The sequence below is a fragment of the Salegentibacter sp. UBA1130 genome (assembly GCF_002311535.1).
Taxonomy (GTDB): Bacteria; Bacteroidota; Bacteroidia; order Flavobacteriales; family Flavobacteriaceae; genus Salegentibacter; species Salegentibacter agarivorans.
Map to the genome: position 1 here is coordinate 90,688 of NZ_DCAP01000010.1, position 19,605 is coordinate 110,292.

The 19,605-nt window shown below is 36.6% G+C and carries 22 protein-coding genes; 10 read left to right on the forward strand and 12 right to left on the reverse strand.

The window, feature by feature from the left end; genetic code table 11:
* Positions 1-84 precede the first annotated feature (84 nt).
* The 3 genes from B4F31_RS03500 to B4F31_RS03510 are packed head-to-tail and all read left to right on the forward strand — an operon-like array spanning position 85 to position 2,609.
* Positions 85-636, forward strand: coding sequence for a ClpP family protease (locus tag B4F31_RS03500; protein ID WP_075327823.1), 552 nt, complete (start codon positions 85-87; stop codon positions 634-636).
* Positions 637-640: 4 nt separating this feature from the next.
* Complete coding sequence (locus B4F31_RS03505; protein WP_286760636.1) at positions 641-922, forward strand: GNAT family N-acetyltransferase; 282 nt, start codon at positions 641-643, stop codon at positions 920-922.
* 43 nt (positions 923-965) lie between these two features.
* The gene (locus tag B4F31_RS03510; RefSeq protein WP_198036126.1) at positions 966-2,609 is read left to right on the forward strand and encodes a L,D-transpeptidase family protein; all 1,644 of its coding nucleotides are present in this window, start codon (positions 966-968) and stop codon (positions 2,607-2,609) included.
* Here B4F31_RS03510 and B4F31_RS03515 read toward each other — a convergent pair.
* A complete protein-coding gene (locus B4F31_RS03515) occupies positions 2,606-3,346 on the reverse strand; it encodes a murein L,D-transpeptidase catalytic domain family protein (RefSeq protein ID WP_075327826.1) in 741 nt (246 codons plus the stop codon). The genes B4F31_RS03510 and B4F31_RS03515 overlap by 4 nt on opposite strands.
* A 391-nt stretch (positions 3,347-3,737) precedes the next feature.
* Between B4F31_RS03515 and gpmI the strand changes: the two genes are divergently transcribed.
* The 6 genes from gpmI to B4F31_RS03545 are packed head-to-tail and all read left to right on the forward strand — an operon-like array spanning position 3,738 to position 8,418.
* The gene (gene gpmI, locus B4F31_RS03520; protein WP_075328033.1) at positions 3,738-5,255 is read left to right on the forward strand and encodes a 2,3-bisphosphoglycerate-independent phosphoglycerate mutase; all 1,518 of its coding nucleotides are present in this window, start codon (positions 3,738-3,740) and stop codon (positions 5,253-5,255) included.
* A 7-nt stretch (positions 5,256-5,262) separates the two neighbouring features.
* Positions 5,263-5,796, forward strand: coding sequence for a TlpA family protein disulfide reductase (locus tag B4F31_RS03525; RefSeq protein WP_093303998.1), 534 nt, complete (start codon positions 5,263-5,265; stop codon positions 5,794-5,796).
* A 49-nt stretch (positions 5,797-5,845) separates the two neighbouring features.
* Positions 5,846-6,253, forward strand: a complete 408-nt coding sequence (locus tag B4F31_RS03530; RefSeq protein WP_286760637.1) for a BT0820 family HAD-type phosphatase — start codon at positions 5,846-5,848, stop codon at positions 6,251-6,253.
* Positions 6,254-6,262: 9 nt separating this feature from the next.
* Positions 6,263-7,087 carry a type I methionyl aminopeptidase gene (gene map / locus B4F31_RS03535; protein ID WP_075324648.1) on the forward strand — a complete coding sequence of 275 codons (825 nt, stop codon included), beginning with the start codon at positions 6,263-6,265 and terminating at the stop codon, positions 7,085-7,087.
* On the forward strand, positions 7,071-7,634 hold the full coding sequence (locus tag B4F31_RS03540) for an HNH endonuclease signature motif containing protein (protein WP_075324649.1): 564 nt from the start codon (positions 7,071-7,073) through the stop codon (positions 7,632-7,634). Before map ends, B4F31_RS03540 begins: the two co-directional genes overlap by 17 nt.
* 19 nt (positions 7,635-7,653) lie before the next feature.
* Positions 7,654-8,418, forward strand: a complete 765-nt coding sequence (locus B4F31_RS03545; protein ID WP_286760638.1) for a class I SAM-dependent methyltransferase — start codon at positions 7,654-7,656, stop codon at positions 8,416-8,418.
* 36 nt (positions 8,419-8,454) lie between these two features.
* Here the strand turns inward: B4F31_RS03545 and B4F31_RS03550 are convergent, their stop codons facing one another.
* From B4F31_RS03550 to B4F31_RS03600, 11 genes are all read right to left on the reverse strand, one after another.
* The gene (locus tag B4F31_RS03550) at positions 8,455-8,964 is read right to left on the reverse strand and encodes a S41 family peptidase (RefSeq protein WP_286760639.1); all 510 of its coding nucleotides are present in this window, start codon (positions 8,962-8,964) and stop codon (positions 8,455-8,457) included.
* 14 nt (positions 8,965-8,978) lie between these two features.
* Positions 8,979-9,848 (reverse strand): hypothetical protein, encoded by an 870-nt coding sequence (locus tag B4F31_RS03555; RefSeq protein WP_286760640.1) that lies wholly within the window; start codon positions 9,846-9,848, stop codon positions 8,979-8,981.
* Positions 9,849-9,915: 67 nt separating this feature from the next.
* A complete protein-coding gene (locus B4F31_RS03560; protein ID WP_286760641.1) occupies positions 9,916-10,542 on the reverse strand; it encodes a hypothetical protein in 627 nt (208 codons plus the stop codon).
* Between the two features lie 157 nt (positions 10,543-10,699).
* On the reverse strand, positions 10,700-11,707 hold the full coding sequence (locus B4F31_RS03565) for an FAD:protein FMN transferase (protein ID WP_075324653.1): 1,008 nt from the start codon (positions 11,705-11,707) through the stop codon (positions 10,700-10,702).
* A 63-nt stretch (positions 11,708-11,770) separates the two neighbouring features.
* On the reverse strand, positions 11,771-12,127 hold the full coding sequence (locus tag B4F31_RS03570) for a Na(+)-translocating NADH-quinone reductase subunit F (RefSeq protein WP_286760642.1): 357 nt from the start codon (positions 12,125-12,127) through the stop codon (positions 11,771-11,773).
* Between the two features lie 48 nt (positions 12,128-12,175).
* Complete coding sequence (gene nqrF / locus B4F31_RS03575; protein ID WP_075324655.1) at positions 12,176-13,462, reverse strand: NADH:ubiquinone reductase (Na(+)-transporting) subunit F; 1,287 nt, start codon at positions 13,460-13,462, stop codon at positions 12,176-12,178.
* 16 nt (positions 13,463-13,478) lie between these two features.
* Positions 13,479-14,093 carry an NADH:ubiquinone reductase (Na(+)-transporting) subunit E gene (gene nqrE, locus B4F31_RS03580; RefSeq protein ID WP_075324656.1) on the reverse strand — a complete coding sequence of 205 codons (615 nt, stop codon included), beginning with the start codon at positions 14,091-14,093 and terminating at the stop codon, positions 13,479-13,481.
* A 29-nt stretch (positions 14,094-14,122) separates the two neighbouring features.
* Positions 14,123-14,869, reverse strand: coding sequence for an NADH:ubiquinone reductase (Na(+)-transporting) subunit D (locus B4F31_RS03585; RefSeq protein ID WP_075324657.1), 747 nt, complete (start codon positions 14,867-14,869; stop codon positions 14,123-14,125).
* Positions 14,870-14,871: 2 nt separating this feature from the next.
* Positions 14,872-15,615, reverse strand: coding sequence for a Na(+)-translocating NADH-quinone reductase subunit C (locus B4F31_RS03590; RefSeq protein ID WP_075324658.1), 744 nt, complete (start codon positions 15,613-15,615; stop codon positions 14,872-14,874).
* A 2-nt stretch (positions 15,616-15,617) separates the two neighbouring features.
* Positions 15,618-16,799 carry an NADH:ubiquinone reductase (Na(+)-transporting) subunit B gene (locus tag B4F31_RS03595; protein WP_075324659.1) on the reverse strand — a complete coding sequence of 394 codons (1,182 nt, stop codon included), beginning with the start codon at positions 16,797-16,799 and terminating at the stop codon, positions 15,618-15,620.
* 14 nt (positions 16,800-16,813) lie between these two features.
* Positions 16,814-18,157: a Na(+)-translocating NADH-quinone reductase subunit A gene (locus tag B4F31_RS03600; RefSeq protein WP_093304016.1), complete on the reverse strand. Its 1,344-nt coding sequence runs from the start codon at positions 18,155-18,157 to the stop codon at positions 16,814-16,816.
* A gap of 170 nt (positions 18,158-18,327) precedes the next feature.
* On the opposite strand from B4F31_RS03600, the gene B4F31_RS03605 reads away from it, so the two are divergent.
* Positions 18,328-19,581, forward strand: a complete 1,254-nt coding sequence (locus B4F31_RS03605) for a DUF5103 domain-containing protein (protein ID WP_286760643.1) — start codon at positions 18,328-18,330, stop codon at positions 19,579-19,581.
* Positions 19,582-19,605: the final 24 nt, after the last annotated feature.

The window sequence follows — 19,605 nt, forward strand, 5'->3', positions numbered from 1 at the left end:
TAAATGGGTAATGAAAAAACAAGTGTTCCGACAAATAAATCTTATTTTTAATGCCTAACAGTATATATCTTAAAATAATTTTTTATGAGCAATAAACCCGGTAAAACCCAGGACCTAATAGACGCAAAATTCCTTAAAGAACGTAAAATTTTTCTTTGGGGTGAAGTAAATGATAAATCGGCCAAGCACGTTATTGACAGACTTTTATATCTTGATATGGAAGGCGATAAAGAAATCCAGTTTTTTATTAATAGTCCCGGTGGATACGTAACCGACGGATTTGCAATCTACGATACTATGCAGAGTTTAAATAGCCCTGTTTCTACCATTTGCAGTGGTTTGGCTGCTTCAATGGGTTCTATCTTACTTTCAGGAGGAACCAAAGGCCGACGGTTTATACAAACCCACGGAAAAGTGATGATTCACCAACCTATGGGCGGTGCAAGAGGCCAGGCATCAAATATCGAAATTCAGGCGAACGAAATATTAAAAACAAGAGAATTAAGTGCTAAAATTCTTGCTGAAAACTGCGGACAAACCCCGGAAAAGGTACTCAAAGATTTTAACCGTGACTACTGGATGGATGCACAGGAATCTCAGGATTACGGAATTGTAGACGGTATTTTTAATAAATAGGACTATGAATATTAAACACCGAGAAAACGATAGTCGCGGAATGTTTTTCGTGGAGGACGAAAAAGGTATCTATGCAGAACTAACCTATACTAAAAAACCGGGTGATGTTCTTACTATAGATCATACAGAGGTAAGACCGGAACTGGAAGGCCAGGGAATTGCCACAAAACTCCTGGCGCATAGTGTAGATTTTGCCCGTGAGCACAACTATAAAATAGATCCTTTATGCCCTTTTGCCGAAGTACAATTTGACCGAAATGAGTCTTACAAAGACGTAAGGGCATAATTCCCCGTTTATCCCCAAAAGATCAATGAACCTGCTTTTTCCTATGAAGTTTTTTAAATTTTTAATGCTCTTTTTTTTCGCGTTTTTAATATCCTGCGGGGACGATAAAAACAGGGAGCCTGGCATTGAAACCGCTAAAGAGGAAGAAGCAGAAGTCATTGAAAAACTGGCTTCAGCCGATTTAATTGCCAGGAAATTTCCAGAGATTTCAAATTCGGTTGGAAATATCGCATTACAGCACGCTAATTTGCTCGACTCCATTTATTCAAAAAGAGATTATACACCAATTTGGACCGATAGAGCATTGCGGGAAGATCTTTACAGAAGTATTGAAAGAAGCACAGAAGACGGCCTAGAACCTGAAGATTATCATTTAACCTATTTACAAAACTCTTTAGCTAATTTATCGCAGTTAGATGATGAGGAACGCAGTCTAACCGAAATTATTCTTACCGATGCCTTTTTAGGACTTGCTTCCGACTATAATTCTGGTAAGCTGAATCCCAAAGAAATTTATAGTATCTGGGGAGTAGAAAGTAATAAAATTAATCTTCCCGGACTTTTGGAGTATGGAGTTCAACAAAATGATATTCTTGCCGCCATAGATTCAGTGGTACCAAAACACGAAGTTTACAAAGGTTTAAAACGCTCTTTGAAACAATACCGAGAACTTGCTGAAAACGAAGAAAATTCTACGATAATTTCCGAAGAAGGAGAAAGCATTAAAGCCGATGAAAAAGATTCCCGCATTCCTAATATAAAACGTCGCTTAAAAGAACTGGGATATTGGGATAAAGAAATTATAGATACTGCTACAGTTTACGATGAAGCGCTTCAGAATGCAGTAAAGGAATACCAGGAGAAATATGGAATAGAAACCGATGGTGTGATTGGCGGCGGCACCATAAAAACTTTAAATAAAACTTATCAGGATCGGCTGGAACAAATACTGGTAAACCTGGAACGTTGGCGCTGGTATCCCAAAGATTTGGGAGATCAACATATTGTAGTAAATATTGCCAATTACCGCTTACATTTTGTTAGAAATGGAGATACTGTTGCCACACATCGCACAATGGTGGGTACGGAAGCTAGAAAAACCCCGGTTTTCTCTGATGAAGTAGAACATATAGTCTACAACCCCACCTGGACAATCCCTCCTACTATTAAGAGTAAAGATGTAATTCCTTCAGCAAAAAAAGATCCCAATTATATTTCCCGAAAAAATTACAGCATTTTTAATCGCAGCGGACAGCGATTAGCTCCCAGCGAGGTAGACTGGTCTTCATCTGAGGTAAAAGCTTATACTTTTAGACAGGAAGCAGGACCGGCAAATCCGCTTGGTTTGGTTAAGATTATTTACCCTAATGAATATATGATCTATTTACACGATACGCCTTCTAAATCGCTTTTCAACAAAAATTTACGGGCACAAAGTTCGGGGTGTGTTAGGGTACAGGATGTTTTAGAACTGGCAAAGATGCTATTAAGTGATCAACCAAAATATGATAATGAGAAGATTAAAGAAATTCTTGATTCAGGCAGAACCACTACAATTAAAGTTACCCAAAATGTGAAAGTGCACCATCTTTACTGGACGGCCTGGAACGAAAATGGCAGCACCCGTTTTGCAGAAGATATCTACAAAAGAGATGCTGCCATCTATAAATTACTTACTGCCAATTAATTTAGCAGCGAAGAATTATTTAAATAATTATTATCGTTTTTGTGAATATATACTACAGATTCCTCTTTAATAGTATCTATTACATCTTTAGCGATAGTATTTGGCACTGCGGGACAACCGTAGCTTCTTCCCAATCTTCCCAATCTCTTTATAAAACTGGGTTCGGCATAATCGGCTCCGTGAATTACCACATAACGCTTACGGGCGTTGCTGTTAAAGCCTTTTTCCATCCCATCTATAAATAGAGACAAGCCGTTTTTTCCGTAATAAGTTTCAGCGGTAACGTAAAATCCAAGGGAACTTTGCAGGGAATTCACGGTATTAGAAAATTTGGTAGCAAACTCACCACCGGTATTTTTTCCGTGGGAAACATAGGTGTTAAACAATACTTCTTTAGTTTCCATATTCATAATCCACATACGTTTTTTGGTAGAGGAAAGTCCGAAATCTATTACGGTAAGTATTTTTTTACCCACTTTACCAGTTTCGTCTAATTGTTCATAGCCTTTAATGGCCTTTTCGAACACAGGCATAGCAGGAACACTAATATTTTTGGTGGAAAATTCGCTATAAAGAGTAGCGACTTTACTTTCGAAATTTGATTTATTATCTTCAGGAATTGAAGAAGCGATTGCTTTTATTTCTGAATTTTCAAGCTTAGGTTTTAAATTATCTGTAGTTGTAAATGCAAAGGAAAAAGTTAGTATTGCAAATACAGTCAGAATTCTATAAATCATACACGTTGTTTTAAATTAAATGTTCTGTTAATTTATTCCAAATGTGATGCCAACATACAAAATATTCTCGATAATTAGATTTTTTAAGCCTAAGAACGGAAAATTTAACATTTTTAGACTTATAAAGCTAAACTTCAGCATATTACCACATCAATTAGGTGCTTTTTAAGAACGTAGAATAAAAGAGAAAAGTATTCCAAAGTACAGTGAAGAATGTTAAAATTTTAGTTTTTTCAGAAGTAAATTGATTTTATAAGTTTTACAGAATCATTTTATAAGTAAATTTCTTCTAAAACCGCTTCCTCAATCCATATTTAATAAAACATTAGCGGGTGTGCATTTAGCATACCGGCAATTTGTTTTTATCTTTATGCCCAAATTAACTAATATTATGAATAAGAAAGTTCTACTAATGATTTTAGACGGTTGGGGAATTACGCAAAACCCCGACGTATCAGCTATTGCCAAAGCAAAAACCCCTTTTATGGATAGTATTCTGGAAAAATACCCGCACGCGGAATTACGTACCGACGGGATGCAGGTTGGCCTTCCGGAAGGACAAATGGGAAATAGTGAAGTAGGGCATATGAATCTGGGCGCCGGCCGAATTGTTTACCAGGATTTGGTAAAAATAAATATGGCGGTTGAAAAGAACACTTTAAAAGACGAACCTGTATTGGAAGAAGCTTTTAATTACGCGATAAAAAACAATAAACCTATACATTTTATGGGGCTTTTAAGTGATGGTGGAGTTCATTCTCACATCAATCATTTAAAAGGACTACTTTCAGCTGCAGAAGAATTTGGTGTAAAAGAGAAATACGTACATGCTTTTACCGATGGCCGTGACGTAGACCCACATTCTGGGGAAGGTTTTATTAAAGAAATTGAAGAACACCTGGCAAAAACCAATGGTAAACTTGCATCGGTAATTGGGCGTTATTTCGCGATGGATCGTGATAAGCGCTGGGAAAGAGTGAAAAAAGCTTACGATCTTATTGTAAAAGGCGAAGGCACCAAAAGCACTAATGCTGCTGAAACCATTGCTAAAAGTTATAAAAACGATATTAGTGACGAGTTTATTGAACCCATTGTAATGACCAATGAAGCCGGCGAGCCGGTTGCAACTTTAAAAGAGAAAGAAGTTGTAATCTTTTTCAACTTTAGAACCGATAGAGGAAGGCAGCTTACCCAGGCTTTAACCCAGGACGATTTTCCTGAATATAATATGAAGAAATTACCGCTATATTATGTAACGGTAACAAAGTATGACGATAGTTTTAAAGGTATAAATGTAGTTTTCAAAAAAGATAATATTAAATCTACACTGGGAGAAGTTCTGGAATATATGGGCAAAAAGCAAATTAGAATTGCTGAAACCGAAAAGTATCCCCACGTTACCTTCTTCTTTAGTGGTGGTCGAGAAAAGCCATTTAAAGGGGAAAAGCGTTTAATGTGTAATTCGCCAAAAGTAGCTACTTATGATCTTCAGCCCGAAATGAGCGCTTTTGAAATTAGGGATAAAATTATTCCTGAACTTAAAGACGAGTCGGCAGATTTTATTTGTTTGAATTTCGCAAACCCTGATATGGTTGGCCATACCGGTGTTTTTGATGCTGCTGTAAAAGCTGTGGAAACCGTAGATTCTTGCGCTAAAGATGTAGCTGAAACTGCGCTAGAAAATGATTATTCGGTAATTATTATTGCAGATCACGGGAATAGCGAAATTATGATTAATGAAGATGGAAGCCCAAACACGGCCCATACAACCAGTCCTGTGCCATTAATTTTACTGGACAAAGACGTGAAATCTATTAAAAGTGGTAAGCTTGGAAACATCGCGCCGACTATCCTAAAGTTAATGGGAATAGACCAGCCGGAAATGATGACTGAAGACCCACTAATTTAATTGAAAAATGATAAATAAGGTATTATTGCTTTTTTTGGGATTCTCCCTAATTTCAGGCGAGGTTTCCGATAAAGAAGTAAGTATAGAAAATAAAAATTCAGTAGAGATTCTTTTAGGTGAATTCACGCAGGCCGATTTGGAGAAAGCACCGCATTCTCGGTGGTTCACTCCCGCTTATGAAAATTACAAACCTAAAAAAGAAGCTTTAAAAACTATTAAAAAGAATATTCACGATTATGAAATTCTAATGTTTATGGGAACCTGGTGTGGCGATAGCCGTTACGAGGTACCAAAGTTTTTTAAGCTTTTAGATGAAGTTAATTTTGATAGAAAAAACCTTAAAAATATTGCTGTAAACCGGGCTAAAAAAGCTCCCGGTGATCTAGATAAAGAATACAAAATTCATCGTGTTCCTACCATAATTTTTATGAAAGATGGAAAGGAAGTGAACCGTTTTGTAGAGTATTCTATAGAAAGCCTGGAAGAAGATATAGCTAAAATAGTGAAAGGGAAGAAATATACAGATCCTTATTCAGAATAAACAGGCACTTCTGAAGTTAATATTCGGTAAATCTTACTAATTTTGCGTTATGCCCCATACCTTAACCATTGCAGTAGATTTTGATGGCACTATTGTAGAAAATAAATTTCCGGAGATAGGGAAAGCAAAGCTTTTTGCTTTTGAAACCCTTAAAAAGCTTCAGGAAGACGGGCACCGATTGATTTTATGGACGTACCGGGCAGAAGATAAATTGGAAGAAGCAGTTAAATTTTGCGAAAAAAGAGGTATTCAGTTTTACGCTATTAATAAAAGTTATCCTGAAGAGGTTTTTGAGGAAAACATAAGTCGTAAGATCCTGGCCGATATTTTTATAGACGATCGCAATATAGGCGGAATGTGGGGTTGGGGAGAGATTTACCAGCGATTGAAAGACAGAGCTATAATTAGAGAAAATAAAAAGCAAAAGAAGAGATTCGGTTTTTTAGGCCGATTTTAAATTCAGAATATGATAATTACCAAAAATCCTGAAGAAATAGAATTGATGCGTGAGAGCGCACTTATCGTGTCTAAAACCCTGGGAATGCTTGCGCCGCATATTAAACCCGGAGTTACCACTTTGGAATTAGATAAAATGGCCGAAGAGTTTATTCGCGATCACGGTGCAGAACCGGGTTTTTTGGGAATGTACGATTTTCCCAACTCGCTTTGCATGAGTCCTAACGCACAGGTAGTACACGGGATTCCTAACGATAAACCTTTAGAAGAAGGCGATATTATCTCTATAGATTGTGGCGCTCTAAAAAACGGATTTTATGGTGACCACGCTTATACCTTTGAAGTTGGTGAGGTAAAACCTGAAGTAAAGGAACTTTTAAAAGCTACAAAAGAATCCTTGTATGTTGGTATTAGGGAATTTAAAATTGGCAACCGTGTTGGTGATGTTGGTTATGCCATTCAAAAATATACTGAAGACAGGGGCTATGGCGTAGTAAGAGAATTGGTAGGTCACGGCTTAGGTGCTGATATGCATGAAGATCCCGAAATGCCTAACTATGGTAAACGCGGTCGCGGTAAGAAATTTATAGAGGGAATGGTTGTGGCTATTGAGCCAATGATAAACCTGGGAACCAGAAGAATTAAACAATTGCCAGACGGCTGGACCATCTTAACTGCAGATAATAAACCAAGCGCTCATTTTGAACATGATGTTGCACTTGTAGAAGGTAAACCACAATTATTATCTACCTTCGATTATATTTATGAAGCTTTAGGAATAGAGAGTGATGAAGAAGATGAGTTTAAAGCCGAGGTATATGGTAAAGAAATTTAGAGGCGAAATTTGGAAAAGACTTCATAAAGAAGAATGGCAGGACCGTTTTGTTTATGATGTTTCCAACTATGGTAGGATCATTAGCTATGTGCAGAATCCTGATGGCGAATTAATAAATGGCGGACGCACAAATGGTTACACCAGTTTTTCACCAAGACTTCAAAATGGTAAGCATAAAGCATATTACGTGCACCGCATTGTTGCTGAACTTTTTCTTGACAAAAAAGACGACGATAAATTCGTAATACATAAGAATTTTAAAAAAGACGATAATCGTCTAGAAAACCTTGCCTGGACCACCCAGGAAGAATGGGTAAAACACCAGCATAACAGTCCTGGTGTAAAAGAAAACAAACGGAAGCGAAAGTTAAGACGTGTTGTTACCTATTCAAAACTTACCTATGCACAAGCGGTAATATTAAAAAAGAAACTTTTAGACCCAAAAAGAAAAACCAGGATAAAGGTTTTAGCAAAACAATTTGGAGTTTCAGAAATGCAACTTTATCGTATTAAATCTGGTGAAAACTGGGGCGATATAAAAGTCTGAATCGCGTTAGCAATTTTTAATGAGCAAGCTTTTTAAAGTAGTTTTAAACACCGTTCCAAGACCTTTGCTTATCAGGTTAAGTTATTGGGTAAAACCCTTCTTTAAATATGCGCTTCGCGGAAGCAAATACACCGATCCTATAGACGAGAAAAGCTTTTCTAAATTTTTACCATACGGATATATTAATCAGCGGGAAAATGTACTCTCCCCTTCTACCCTTTCCCTGGAACGCCATCGCCTACTTTGGCTTTATTTAAAAAATGAAACTGAATTTTTTAGTAAAAATCTTAAAGTATTACACTTCGCCCCAGAACAGGCTTTTTATAAACGCTTTAGAAAGCTGAAAAACCTGGATTACACCACTACCGACCTGAACTCTCCTTTAGCCGATGTTAAGGCTGATATTTGTAATTTGCCTTTTAAAGAAAATGAATTCGATTTTATTCTCTGCAACCACGTTTTAGAACATATCCCAAATGATACTAAAGCAATGCAGGAACTTTACCGCATTTTAAAACCCGGTGGTACGGCTATTTTGCAAATTCCGCAGGATTTAAAGCGGAAAACTACGTTTGAAGATAATTCAATTACCGATAGAAAAGAACGAGAGCGAATTTTTGGCCAATATGACCACGTTAGAATCTACGGCAGGGATTATTTTGAAAAATTAAGAAGTATTGGTTTTAAGGTAGAAGAAGTGGATTACACCAACCAATTATCTGTAGAAGAAATCGATAAATACCGATTGGCAAAAGGGGAAGTTATTCCGGTTTGTTATAAATGAAAAAATAAATTGCACTTCAAAAAAGGAAAACTTTTATTAATCACTAAAGTTACCCTTGAGAACTTTTTCAATCGCTAAGTCTGAAAATTCATTATTTGAATAGAAGCTTTTATAAAACATAAATCTTTTAGTGGGGTAATTTAACTCATAATCTACAGGAACTCCTTCTTTTTCGTAAGCACGCCCTTCCCTATCCATATAAACTTCATTGGAGAGACTATATTCCCAGCCATTGGGAAGTTTTTTCCATAATATTTCTGAAAAGATTCCGGCACTTTTCGTACCCAAAATTTCGATATTAGAATAACTTAGGGCACCAAGCGCAAAAATTTCGGCAGCACTAGCTGTTACAGGACTTATTAATAAATAGATTTTCTTAGGATTCTGTGTTTCTGGTTGTAATGAAATTATTTGAGCAGGTGTAAATCCCTCTTTAGTTCTTGCCTTTATTTTTATAATCTCTTTGTCTTGAGCAACAAAATAGTTTAACAACTCTAAGGCTACAGTTTCATATCCGCCGCCATTAAACCTAAGGTCTACTATCACTGGATCGTTATCTTTTAAATCACTGAGAACCTTTTCATAATCCGGTTAACGCCGTTAATTTCATCTTGAAACTGCCTCAAAGGCTCTGCAGCGTATTTTCTCAAATTATAAATACTATCAAATTTAATTGTCTTTTGATATTCCTTCGGGACGTAATTCGCAAAATCATTCATATCGCTTATTCTTATATAACCAATATTAGAATCTTGCACAGTACCCCATTTTATTACCCCGTTATTATAAGAATTTATCTCTTTCAGGTAATTAGAATCTATATCTGATACTATGTCTTCCTGGGTAAATGAGTTTTCAACCGACTTAGATTGTGGCTTATTTTCCAAAATTGAATCTGGAATTTCAAGTTTTATATGTCCATCGTTGAATTTTCTTATTATCTCCTTCAGCAGTAAAGCAAATTCGTGATTGGTTTGTACTTTTTGAACTTTTGGTAAATAATTATTATATACTTTTTGCCAGTCTAAATCTCTTTCTTCAAAAAACGCATAATTGTTATCGAAGGTTTCCCAGAATGCCTTGAAATTATCCTCGAAAGATTTCTCTTTTTTAGTGCTTCTCTTCGTGCATATTTCCGGTAGTTTTTCAGTTCTTTTAAACCTATAATCTACAATCCCACCCGGATTCAAAATTAATTGATCGTCAGTACTATTTACAATTCTAAACCTTCCGGCAAATTTCCCATCTACCAAAGTTGCGCAATCGTATTTATCAATATTAAAATAAGAGTAAGTAGAATCTTCAATTTTTAAAATTCTGTCATAACCCTCTTGGGTCCATACTGTATTTTTTAAGCTCTCAGGGATTTGAGAATAGAAATTTACTCCGTAAAATATAAAAATAAGAACGCATAATCTTTTAAATAACATTAAAGAGGTTTTAATAAAGACAATTCAAATTATTATTTGTTACACCTATATTTAAATGTCAAAATATTTAGTTGGTAAATTCTATTTCAACTAAATAATAATGTGGAATATTGAATTCTTTACCAAAATTATCAGGATCTATTTCTGATTGTGCAACTCTGCAATAGGACGCTGATCCGTCCGGGTTTCTATTTGGAGTAATTATTGCCAAAATGTAAAACGGATTATTTATATTTTTTTCCAGAACCGTTCTAGCTCCAAAGAAATCTTTGGCTACATAATTTCCATTATCCTCATCAATAGGAAAATATAATTTCTTACTCCCAAACCTATTGCCTCTAATCCAGGTTTTAAGATCTTCTCTCCCTATTTTACTAAGAAATTTAAATGATGTTTGGGTAGAATCTATTTTAAAGTAATCATTGCCGCTTTCATCAAATAAAGTGGTGGTATTTATTAAATCGCCATTGGAAAATTCTTTCATTCTTATCACAAAATACTTCCCCTTAATTGATTCTCCCTGAGAAGAAAATTCAGAATAATTAATATTTTCAAAATCAAATAAGGTTTGTAAATTTGAATCTTCCAGACCGTTTTGTATGGAAACATTCACAACATCAGAATGCTCAATAGATTTTGGCTGAGCATTTGTGAGGATAGGAATTAGAAAAATGAGGAGTAAGAGTTGGTTCATTATGTTAAAGTTCTTAATTCCTCACCAATATAAGTTTTTACCACTAATTTCTATGAAATTGACATAAGGTATAAACAAATAACTTTAAAAAACGGTAAAAATTTACCTGAACGTACAGTTATAAATAAGTGAATGGGAGATAAAGCCACAAGAGTATCTAACGCAAAGCTTCCTCAAAACCGGTGGATGTAAAAACCCGAATACTTTCTTGCTTATCAACATAGATAAAATAAACATCTACATTATCCAGTTTTTCCAGCATCTCTAAGGATTTTTCATAACCTAAAGCCATAAAAGCGGTGGCATATCCATCGGCAAGAGTACAATTTTCAGCAAGGACAGATGCGCTGAGCAAATTGCTTTTTTCGGCTTTGCCGGTTAAAGGATTTATAGTGTGTACATAACGATTTCCAGTAATGCTGTCTATTCTGAATTTTCGGTAATTTCCCGAAGTTGCCATCGCACGATTCTTCAGGGCAAGTACCGTTTGTAAAGTACGTTCTGCTTCAGTTTGCTGCGGATTATCTATTGCAACGTTCCAACTGGATTCACGTTCTAAATTTTTGCCTTTGGCTACCAATTCTCCCCCCAACTCTATCAGGTAGTTTTCAACTTTTTTAGAATCTAAATATTCCGCGATTACATCTATAGTGTAACCTTTGGCTATAGCATTAAAGTCGAGATAGATATTCGGGTTTTCTTTTTGAATAGTATTATCACTGGTTAACCTGACTTTCTCAAATCCCACTAGTTGCTTTATAGAATCTAAAACAGCACCATCAGGTTCATTTAAAGGCTTATTAGGGCCAAATCCGTATGCATTGACCAAACTACCTACCGTGGGATCAAAATAACCATTGCTTTCCTTAAAAATCTGCTTGGAAAGCTGAAATACTTCTTGGAAATGAATATCCACCTTTATATCCTCATTTCGGGTATTAATTCGGGAAATATCAGAATCATCCTGGTAGGTGCTCATTGAAGTATTGATTACTTCAAAAATAGAATCTAAAGCCTTTTCAGTATTAAAGTTTTCCGAAGAAAAATATTTTATCTGGTAAGTAGTTCCTAATGCTTTCCCAGTCTCGGTATAGACCTGGGGATTATCATTTTTACAGGAAAAACTAAGAAAAATAAGAAGAAGTAAAACTGAGATTTTTTTCATCTATATATAAGATTAGCGGAGATTAATTAAACAGAAGTTGAACCTTAGCTGATACGGTAGGAATTAAATTTCTTGCCAGCCTTCGTAATTTACTACATATTCTTCGCCGTGCATTACCGGTTTTTCATAATCGGAAGAATTGGCCAGACCTACCCCGGCGTAAAAAGTACGGGCTTTAAATTTAACGGCATGGTCTTTTATAGATCTAAGAAACGTAAGATCATAATCTTTGGGATTATGCGGATATTCTATTGCCCTAACGATTACAAAATGCAGTTTCTTATCTTTTAATGTCACGAATTGCGGATCTTTTTTTAGCTCGCTATTAACTCCAAGAAATTCGTAACCCTGTGCTTCGAGCTCTTTTCCCACAATATTCATTGCAAGATTATGTAGTTCCTGATCGTTTAACTTTGCCATAGTGCAAAAATAAAAAATCCCGCTTTAAAAAGCGGGATTCTATTTTCATTAACCTCCAAAATCATCGAACCTTATGTTTTCGGGCGGCATTCCAAAGTCTTCACCCATTTTCTGAACAGCTTTGTTCATTAATGGGGGGCCACAGAAATACAATTCAATGTCTTCCGGTTCTTCGTGATGACTTAAATAATTATCTATTACAACCTGGTGAATAAATCCAACAAAACCGTCCCCTTCATCGTCAAGGCTTTCCTTCACCTTCCAGTTATCTTCTTCCATTGGTTCAGAAAGCGCTAAGTAAAATTTAAAGTTAGGGAAATCTCTTTCCAAGGCTCTAAAGTGTTCTATATAGAATAATTCTCTTTTAGAACGACCTCCATACCAGTAAGTCACTTTTCTACCCGTTTTAAGCGTACGGAATAAGTGGTAAAGGTGAGAACGCATTGGCGCCATACCAGCTCCACCACCTACATAAAGCATTTCGGCTTCACTGTGATTAATAAAGAATTCACCGTAAGGTCCAGAGATGATTACTTTATCTCCTTTTTTCCTTGAGAAAATATAAGAAGACGCAATACCAGGATTAACATCCATCCAGGTATCTTTTGCTCTATCCCATGGCGGAGTAGCTACACGTACATTAAGCATTATCTCACGCCCTTCTGCAGGGTAAGATGCCATAGAGTAGGCACGTTCTACAGTTTCTGGGTTCTTCATTACCAGTGGACGAAGTTTAAACTTATCCCACTCTGCTTCAAACATATCTGGAGTATCGTGTTCTTCAGGGTGAGCAGTGATATCCATATCTTCGAATTTCACTTCACACTTAGGAATCTCTATCTGGATATAACCCCCAGCTTTATAATCCATATCTTCAGGAATTTCAACTACAAATTCCTTGATAAATGAGGCAACGTTGTAATTTCTTACTACGGTAGCTTCCCATTTTTTAATTCCGAATACTTCTTCCGGAATAGTGATTTTCATATCTTCTTTCACCTTCACCTGGCAACCTAATCGCCATCCCTGTGCAATTTCTTTACGGGTAAAGTGAGGCTCCTCTGTAGGAAGAATGGCACCGCCACCTTCTTTTACAATACATTTACACTGTACACAGGTTCCACCACCACCACAGGCAGAAGGTAAAAAGAGTTTATTATCTCCCAGGGTTGAAAGTAAAGTTCCACCGGAACCAACTTCCATATCCCTTTCCCCATTGACGTTTATGGTAACAGGACCAGAAGGCGCTAATTTTGCCTTTGCTCCCAGTAACACAGAAACCAATATAAGTATCAATGCTAAAAATACTACTATACTTGCTATAATAACTGTCATAATCTTTCTTTTGCGATTATAATTTAATTCCCATAAAACTCATAAAACCTAATGCCATAAGTCCGGTGATAATAAATGTTATCCCTAAACCTTTTAATGGGGCTGGCACATTAGAGTATGCTATTTTTTCACGAATAGCTGCAATACCAAGAATTGCAAGGAACCATCCAATTCCACTACCAAACCCGTAGGTGATAGCTTCGGTTATAACTCCAAAATCTTTTTGTTGCATAAATAGCGCACCACCAAGAATAGCACAGTTTACAGCAATAAGCGGTAGGAAAATACCTAAAGCACCGTATAATGCAGGAGCAAATTTCTCAACGATCATCTCTACTAATTGTACCATAGATGCAATTACCGCAATAAACATTATAAAGCTTAGGAAGCTAAGGTCTACATCGGCAAATTCGGCACCAAGCCAGGATAAAGCTCCAGGTCTTAATAAGTAATTATCCAGCAAATAGTTAATAGGTACAGTAATGGTAAGTACAAAGATTACCGCCGCACCTAACCCAACAGCTGTTTTCACGGTTTTTGACACTGCTAAATAGGAACACATTCCCAAGAAGTAGGCAAAAATCATATTTTCTATGAAAATACTTCTAACAAATAAATTTATAAAATCCATAATTTAGTTTTATTTAAGCTGTTGTGCTTTTAGTTCTCTTCTATCAGTTTACGGTTTCTGGCACGTTGCACCCAAATGAGCAAACCAACCACAATAAGTGCCATTGGCGAAAGCAACATTAAACCGTTATTTTCATAACCTAAAGCATATAGACCAGTAGAATCTGCTACTGTTGCTGCTTTATGTCCTAAAACTTCAAATCCGAATAATTTTCCTGATCCTAAAAGCTCACGGAAAAATGCAACGATTATAAGAATTAAACCATATCCTGCTGCGTTTCCTATTCCATCAAGGAAAGACTTGTAGACTCCGTTCCCTAAAGCAAAAGCTTCAAGACGTCCCATTACAATACAGTTGGTAATAATAAGACCAATAAATACCGAAAGCTGTTTACTTACATCGTAAGCGTAAGCCTTAAGAACCTGGTCTACTAAAGCCACAAGGGAGGCAACAACAACAAGCTGAACAATAATCCTGATTCTACTAGGAATCATATTACGCAGCATAGAAACAATAATGTTACTAAATGCCATTACAAATACAACGGCAATTGCCATAACCACTGCTGGTTCTAATTGTACCGTAATTGCCAATGCCGAACATATACCCAGTACCTGTACGGTAATTGGGTTGTTATCGTCTAAAGGATCTGACAATAATTTTCTATTGCCTTTAGAAAGGAAGTGTTCTTTTTCTTCTGAACTAGATAGAAAAAGGATCATTTCTTTCTTTTTGGCTTCTTTCTCTTCTGAAATATTTTTTTTCTCTGTAGCCATAATTACTTTGTTGCAACTTTAATATCTGTTTGCTTTTTGAAGTAAGGCAGATAACGCTGAAGTCTTTCAGAAATCATATCAGAAACCCCGTCTCCGGTAATTGTAGCTCCCGATATTGCATCTACCTGGTTATCTTCTTTATCTGAAGGATCTATATCGCCTTTTACAACCGATACTCCTACAAGATTTCCGCTTCCATCAAAAATCTTTTCTTCGGCAAAACTTTCTTTAAACCATTCTTTGGTGATTTCTGCACCAAGACCAGGAGTTTCCCCAAGGTGATCAAAAGTAGCTCCTTTAATAGTATTCACATCATCTTTTAAAGATATGTAGCCAAAGATTGCATTCCATAATCCATTACCTCTTAAAGGAACTATGTAATATTTTTCTCCTTCATATTCGGCAATATAAAGTGGGAAATTCTGCTCTTCATCTTCTCTCTTAATTTCCTTGGCCAAATCTACCGTAAAGGCATCAACATCTTCTCTTTCTTCTCCCTGGTAATCAAGAGTAACTGCTTCTGTAATATAACGGTTGTAAAGCTCTTCAGCTCCTGCCCTGTCGGTTTCAACACCAATAGTAGCAAGAATACTCTGCATCTTTTCCTGGCGTACGTTTTCTCTTTGAATAGGCTGAAGTGATGTTGCTGTAAAAGCCAATACTGAGGCCACAACAATCACCATAATCACCGCAAAAAGAAACGTATAGCCGTTACTATTTGTTTTATTTACTGATTTCTCTTCCATAACTAAACTGTTGTTTTCACCTGTGCGGTGGCGGATTGAATTCTTTTCTTTCTACGCTTAATATTCGATTGAATTACATAGTGATCTATCGTAGGCGCAAAAACGTTCATAAGTAAGATTGCAAGCATTACCCCTTCTGGATATGCCGGGTTAAACACCCTAATCATTACCGATAGAAAACCTATTAAAAATCCGTAGATCCACTTTCCTTTCAATGTTTGTGCTGCCGATACAGGATCTGTAGCCATAAACACAATACCAAACGCAAGTCCTCCTATTATTAGGTGCCCGTACCATGGGAAGTTTGTAAGTTCGTTGCCGGTAACTCCCATTGCAGGTAAAGCGTTAAAAATAAGCGCCATTGCAGCGGCTCCTATAAATGCACTTAACATTATTCTCCAGCTTCCTACTTTTGTTAGAATTAAAAGTAAGGCTCCTACAAGTATTAAAAGCGTTGAAGTTTCGGAAACCGAACCTGGAATAATTCCGTAGAACATATCCATCATTCCATAACTTACATTATCTCCTGCTGCCAGAGAACCAAGAATTGTTTCTCCAGAGATTGCATCTACATTACTTGCCTCACTAACCCAAACCTGGTTACCAGACATATAAGTAGGATAAGCAAAAAAGGCGAATGCCCTTGCTGTAAGCGCCGGGTTAAGAATATTCATTCCTGTTCCTCCAAAAGCTTCTTTACCAATAAGTACAGCAAATACTACAGATAATGCCAACATCCAAAGTGGAAGGTCTATAGGCATAATCATAGGAATTAATAAACCTGTTACCAGGTAACCTTCGTTAACCTCGTGCCCTCTAAAGATGGCAAAGGCAAACTCAATTCCCAGTCCTACTGCATAAGAAACCACGATCATTGGAATAAATTTCAATGCCCCGTGGCCAAGTGCTTCCCAAAAGGTAAATGCTTCACCTAATTGAGAAAAGTGCTGGTAACCTGCATTCCACATCCCGAAAAGTAAAGCCGGAACAAGTGCAAGCACCACTGTTATCATCGTACGCTTTAAATCTACTGCGTCACGAATATGAGCTCCCTTTTGCGTGGTATGATTTGGGGTAAATAGGAAAGTATCTATTGCGTTAACCGCAGGCGCATACTTTTCATATTTTTTTCCCGGTGCAAAGGGCTCCTTTATTTTGTCTAATCTTTGTCTAATCCATTCCATAATTCTACTGCTTTTTAACCTACTTCAGTAATCATTAAATCTAAACCAAGACGAATCACCTCCTGAATTTCAATCTTAGATGTATTCACATATTCTACCAAAGCAAAATCTTCAGGAGCTACTTCATAGATCCCAAGATTCTCCATTTTCTCAATATCCCCGGCCATACATGCTTTTATAAGCTGCATTGGGTAAACATCCATAGGTAAAACTTCTTCCATTTCGCCTGTAACTACAAGAGCCCGCTCTTCACCATTTAAATTTGTGGTAGGCTTAAACTTCTTGTTTGGAAACAAAAAGGATAATGAAGTTCTTGAGTTAGAGTGAATGTTATTATATGTAAATGGCAACCAACCAAATGCCCTGTAATTATTTCCTTCAGGAATTAGGGTTACTTCGTTAGAAAAGAAGCTTATGTGTTGATCGTAGGCTAATTTAAGTCCGGTAAGTACGTTTCCAGAAATGATACGTACATCTTCATCAACTTTATTGATGATATCTGCCACCTCAGCGCCAATTATAGTAGAGAAGTATTTACGGTTAGTGGCTTCACTTCCTGTTACGGCAACGGTTTTATCGGCTATAAATTTTCCGGTTAGGAAAACGTTACCAATAATAGTTACATCTTCAGGATTCACTGTCCAAACTCTATCTCCCTGATTAATAGGATCTATTTTATGAATTTGAATCCCAACATTTCCTGCCGGGTGCGGTCCTTTTACAGTATGAAGTTCTACGCCCTTAATATCTTTTAAATATTGTGCTGAACTTGCATCTACAGCCAGGTGAACTTTACCCGGAGTAAGTTTTTTAAGCGCATTTACTCCTTCTTGAAAAGCAGCTATCTTATCTTTTAAGATAAAACCCCAATCTGGAGCTAAAGGCGCCGTACTTACTGCAGAAATAAAGATAGCCTTTGGCGTATCTTTAGGATCGGCTACAATATCGTAAGGACGTTGATTAATAAATGCACCGCAACCGCTTTCTAAAACGCGTTGTTTTACAGCTTCCGCATCAGAAGAAGCAGCGTCCATTTTTCCAAAATCTCTGTAAGTGTCTTCAGGATCAGCCTCAATAATCACTTCCATGATTTTACGCTTCTCACCACGCTTAATTGTCTTAAGCGTCCCGCTAACGGGGCTGGTAAAACGTAATTCATCAGTGTATTTTGAAAAGAAAAGTTCATCACCGGCAAGGACTTTAGCTCCTTCTTTTAAGACCATTTTTGGTACCAAAGCATGAAAATCTGGCGGTTTAATTGCGTAGGTTTTAGACCTTGGAGCTTTTACAAGCTCTTTTTCCGCCTCCCCTTCTAATTTTAGAGATAATCCTCTTTTAATTCGAATGTCTTTTGACATAGGATGGAGTGTATGTTAAAAATATTATGTTTTAAGTCGTGCAAATTTAGGAATTTTAACTGCACTTCTCCCAAGAAAACAAAGAATTTTAAGCACTTAAAACTGTTAAAATGAAATGTTAAAAATTGCGGAATAAGATTTGTAAGTACATTTGCGTAGATTCTGTTTTAATGAAAAACTATTTTATATTCTTTTTTGTAACAATTTTCTCGCTAAACCTGGCTGCCCAGGTTGTAGAAGAAACACTTCCGCCCAGTTATATAAGAAGCGTTCAGCTCTCAGGAAACACTCAAAGCAATATGGGAAATCCTATTTTGCAACTTGGAGAACAGCTTTCTCTAAAGTTTGACGATATTATTGGTGACGAAGCCGATTATTATTATACCATAGAACATTATAATTACGATTGGACGCCTAACCAACTGGCAAAATCTGAATATTTAATTGGTTTTGATGATATTAGGATTTTTAATTATTTGAATTCTTATAATACGCTTCAGCCCTTCTCGCATTACGAGCTCAAAATTCCCAATGAAGATACTGGCGGATTTAAATTAAGCGGAAATTATATGATAAAAATCTTTAACGGGCAGAAAGAACTGGTTTTTTCTCGAAAATTCATGGTTTACGAAAATATTGCCCGGGTTAGGTTAAACCTTAGACGTTCCAGGGATTTGAATTTTATAGATGAAAAACAAGTGGTGAATTTCAATATAGAATCTCCAGACTTGATACTTAAAAATCCTGATAATACGGTGAATGTTCTCATTACACAAAACCACAATTTAAAGACCGCAATTAAAAATATAAAACCACAGTACACAGTGGGGAACAACCTGGTTTACCGTTACGATTCTGAAACCGCTTTTTGGGGCGGCAACGAATATATTCAGTTTGACAATAAAGAATTAAGAGCCTCTTCTGCCGATATTAGTTCAGTTTCACTTAACGAACTTTATCATCATTATCTATTTCCAGATCGCACCCGTGCCAATGAACCTTACACATACAATCCCGATATTAACGGGCAGTTTGTAATAAGAAGCCTGCCTGCAGAAAATCCTTCAATTGAAGCTGAATATGTTTGGGTTCATTTTAAACTTCAAAATTATTCTGAATTAAATGGAGGCGAAGTACATATTTACGGAGGTTTTAATAATTTTACTTTAGATAAAAGCACCCGACTTACTTATAATGAAGGAAACGATCTTTATGAGGGAGCCAGGTTATTTAAACAAGGATTTTATAATTATAAATATGTTTTAAAACGGCCCGACGGAACTATTGATGAAGGCTTTTTTACCGGAAATTTTGACGAAACCGAAAACTCCTACCAGGTTTTGGTTTATTACCGAAGTCCGGGCGCAAGATACGACCGTTTAATTGGGGTGGGTTCAGGAAATTCTACCACGATTACCAATTAGATTGAGAGACTAACCAACTCGTTA

Excerpts from the sequence above, each read along its gene's own strand:
- nqrF (WP_075324655.1), bottom strand. The coding sequence starts at position 13,462 with ATGACAGTTATTATAGCAAGTATAGTAGTATTTTTAGCATTGATACTT.
- nqrE (WP_075324656.1), bottom strand. The coding sequence starts at position 14,093 with ATGGATTTTATAAATTTATTTGTTAGAAGTATTTTCATAGAAAATATG.
- B4F31_RS03565 (WP_075324653.1), bottom strand. The coding sequence starts at position 11,707 with ATGAAAAAAATCTCAGTTTTACTTCTTCTTATTTTTCTTAGTTTTTCC.
- B4F31_RS03505 (WP_286760636.1), top strand. The coding sequence starts at position 641 with ATGAATATTAAACACCGAGAAAACGATAGTCGCGGAATGTTTTTCGTG.
- B4F31_RS03590 (WP_075324658.1), bottom strand. The coding sequence starts at position 15,615 with ATGGAAGAGAAATCAGTAAATAAAACAAATAGTAACGGCTATACGTTT.
- B4F31_RS03525 (WP_093303998.1), top strand. The coding sequence starts at position 5,263 with ATGATAAATAAGGTATTATTGCTTTTTTTGGGATTCTCCCTAATTTCA.
- B4F31_RS03600 (WP_093304016.1), bottom strand. The coding sequence starts at position 18,157 with ATGTCAAAAGACATTCGAATTAAAAGAGGATTATCTCTAAAATTAGAA.
- gpmI (WP_075328033.1), top strand. The coding sequence starts at position 3,738 with ATGAATAAGAAAGTTCTACTAATGATTTTAGACGGTTGGGGAATTACG.
- map (WP_075324648.1), top strand. The coding sequence starts at position 6,263 with ATGATAATTACCAAAAATCCTGAAGAAATAGAATTGATGCGTGAGAGC.
- B4F31_RS03515 (WP_075327826.1), bottom strand. The coding sequence starts at position 3,346 with ATGATTTATAGAATTCTGACTGTATTTGCAATACTAACTTTTTCCTTT.
- B4F31_RS03595 (WP_075324659.1), bottom strand. The coding sequence starts at position 16,799 with ATGGAATGGATTAGACAAAGATTAGACAAAATAAAGGAGCCCTTTGCA.
- B4F31_RS03540 (WP_075324649.1), top strand. The coding sequence starts at position 7,071 with ATGGTAAAGAAATTTAGAGGCGAAATTTGGAAAAGACTTCATAAAGAA.
- B4F31_RS03605 (WP_286760643.1), top strand. The coding sequence starts at position 18,328 with ATGAAAAACTATTTTATATTCTTTTTTGTAACAATTTTCTCGCTAAAC.
- B4F31_RS03570 (WP_286760642.1), bottom strand. The coding sequence starts at position 12,127 with ATGGCAAAGTTAAACGATCAGGAACTACATAATCTTGCAATGAATATT.
- B4F31_RS03530 (WP_286760637.1), top strand. The coding sequence starts at position 5,846 with ATGCCCCATACCTTAACCATTGCAGTAGATTTTGATGGCACTATTGTA.
- B4F31_RS03585 (WP_075324657.1), bottom strand. The coding sequence starts at position 14,869 with ATGGCTACAGAGAAAAAAAATATTTCAGAAGAGAAAGAAGCCAAAAAG.
- B4F31_RS03560 (WP_286760641.1), bottom strand. The coding sequence starts at position 10,542 with ATGAACCAACTCTTACTCCTCATTTTTCTAATTCCTATCCTCACAAAT.
- B4F31_RS03510 (WP_198036126.1), top strand. The coding sequence starts at position 966 with ATGAAGTTTTTTAAATTTTTAATGCTCTTTTTTTTCGCGTTTTTAATA.
- B4F31_RS03500 (WP_075327823.1), top strand. The coding sequence starts at position 85 with ATGAGCAATAAACCCGGTAAAACCCAGGACCTAATAGACGCAAAATTC.
- B4F31_RS03545 (WP_286760638.1), top strand. The coding sequence starts at position 7,654 with ATGAGCAAGCTTTTTAAAGTAGTTTTAAACACCGTTCCAAGACCTTTG.
- B4F31_RS03555 (WP_286760640.1), bottom strand. The coding sequence starts at position 9,848 with ATGTTATTTAAAAGATTATGCGTTCTTATTTTTATATTTTACGGAGTA.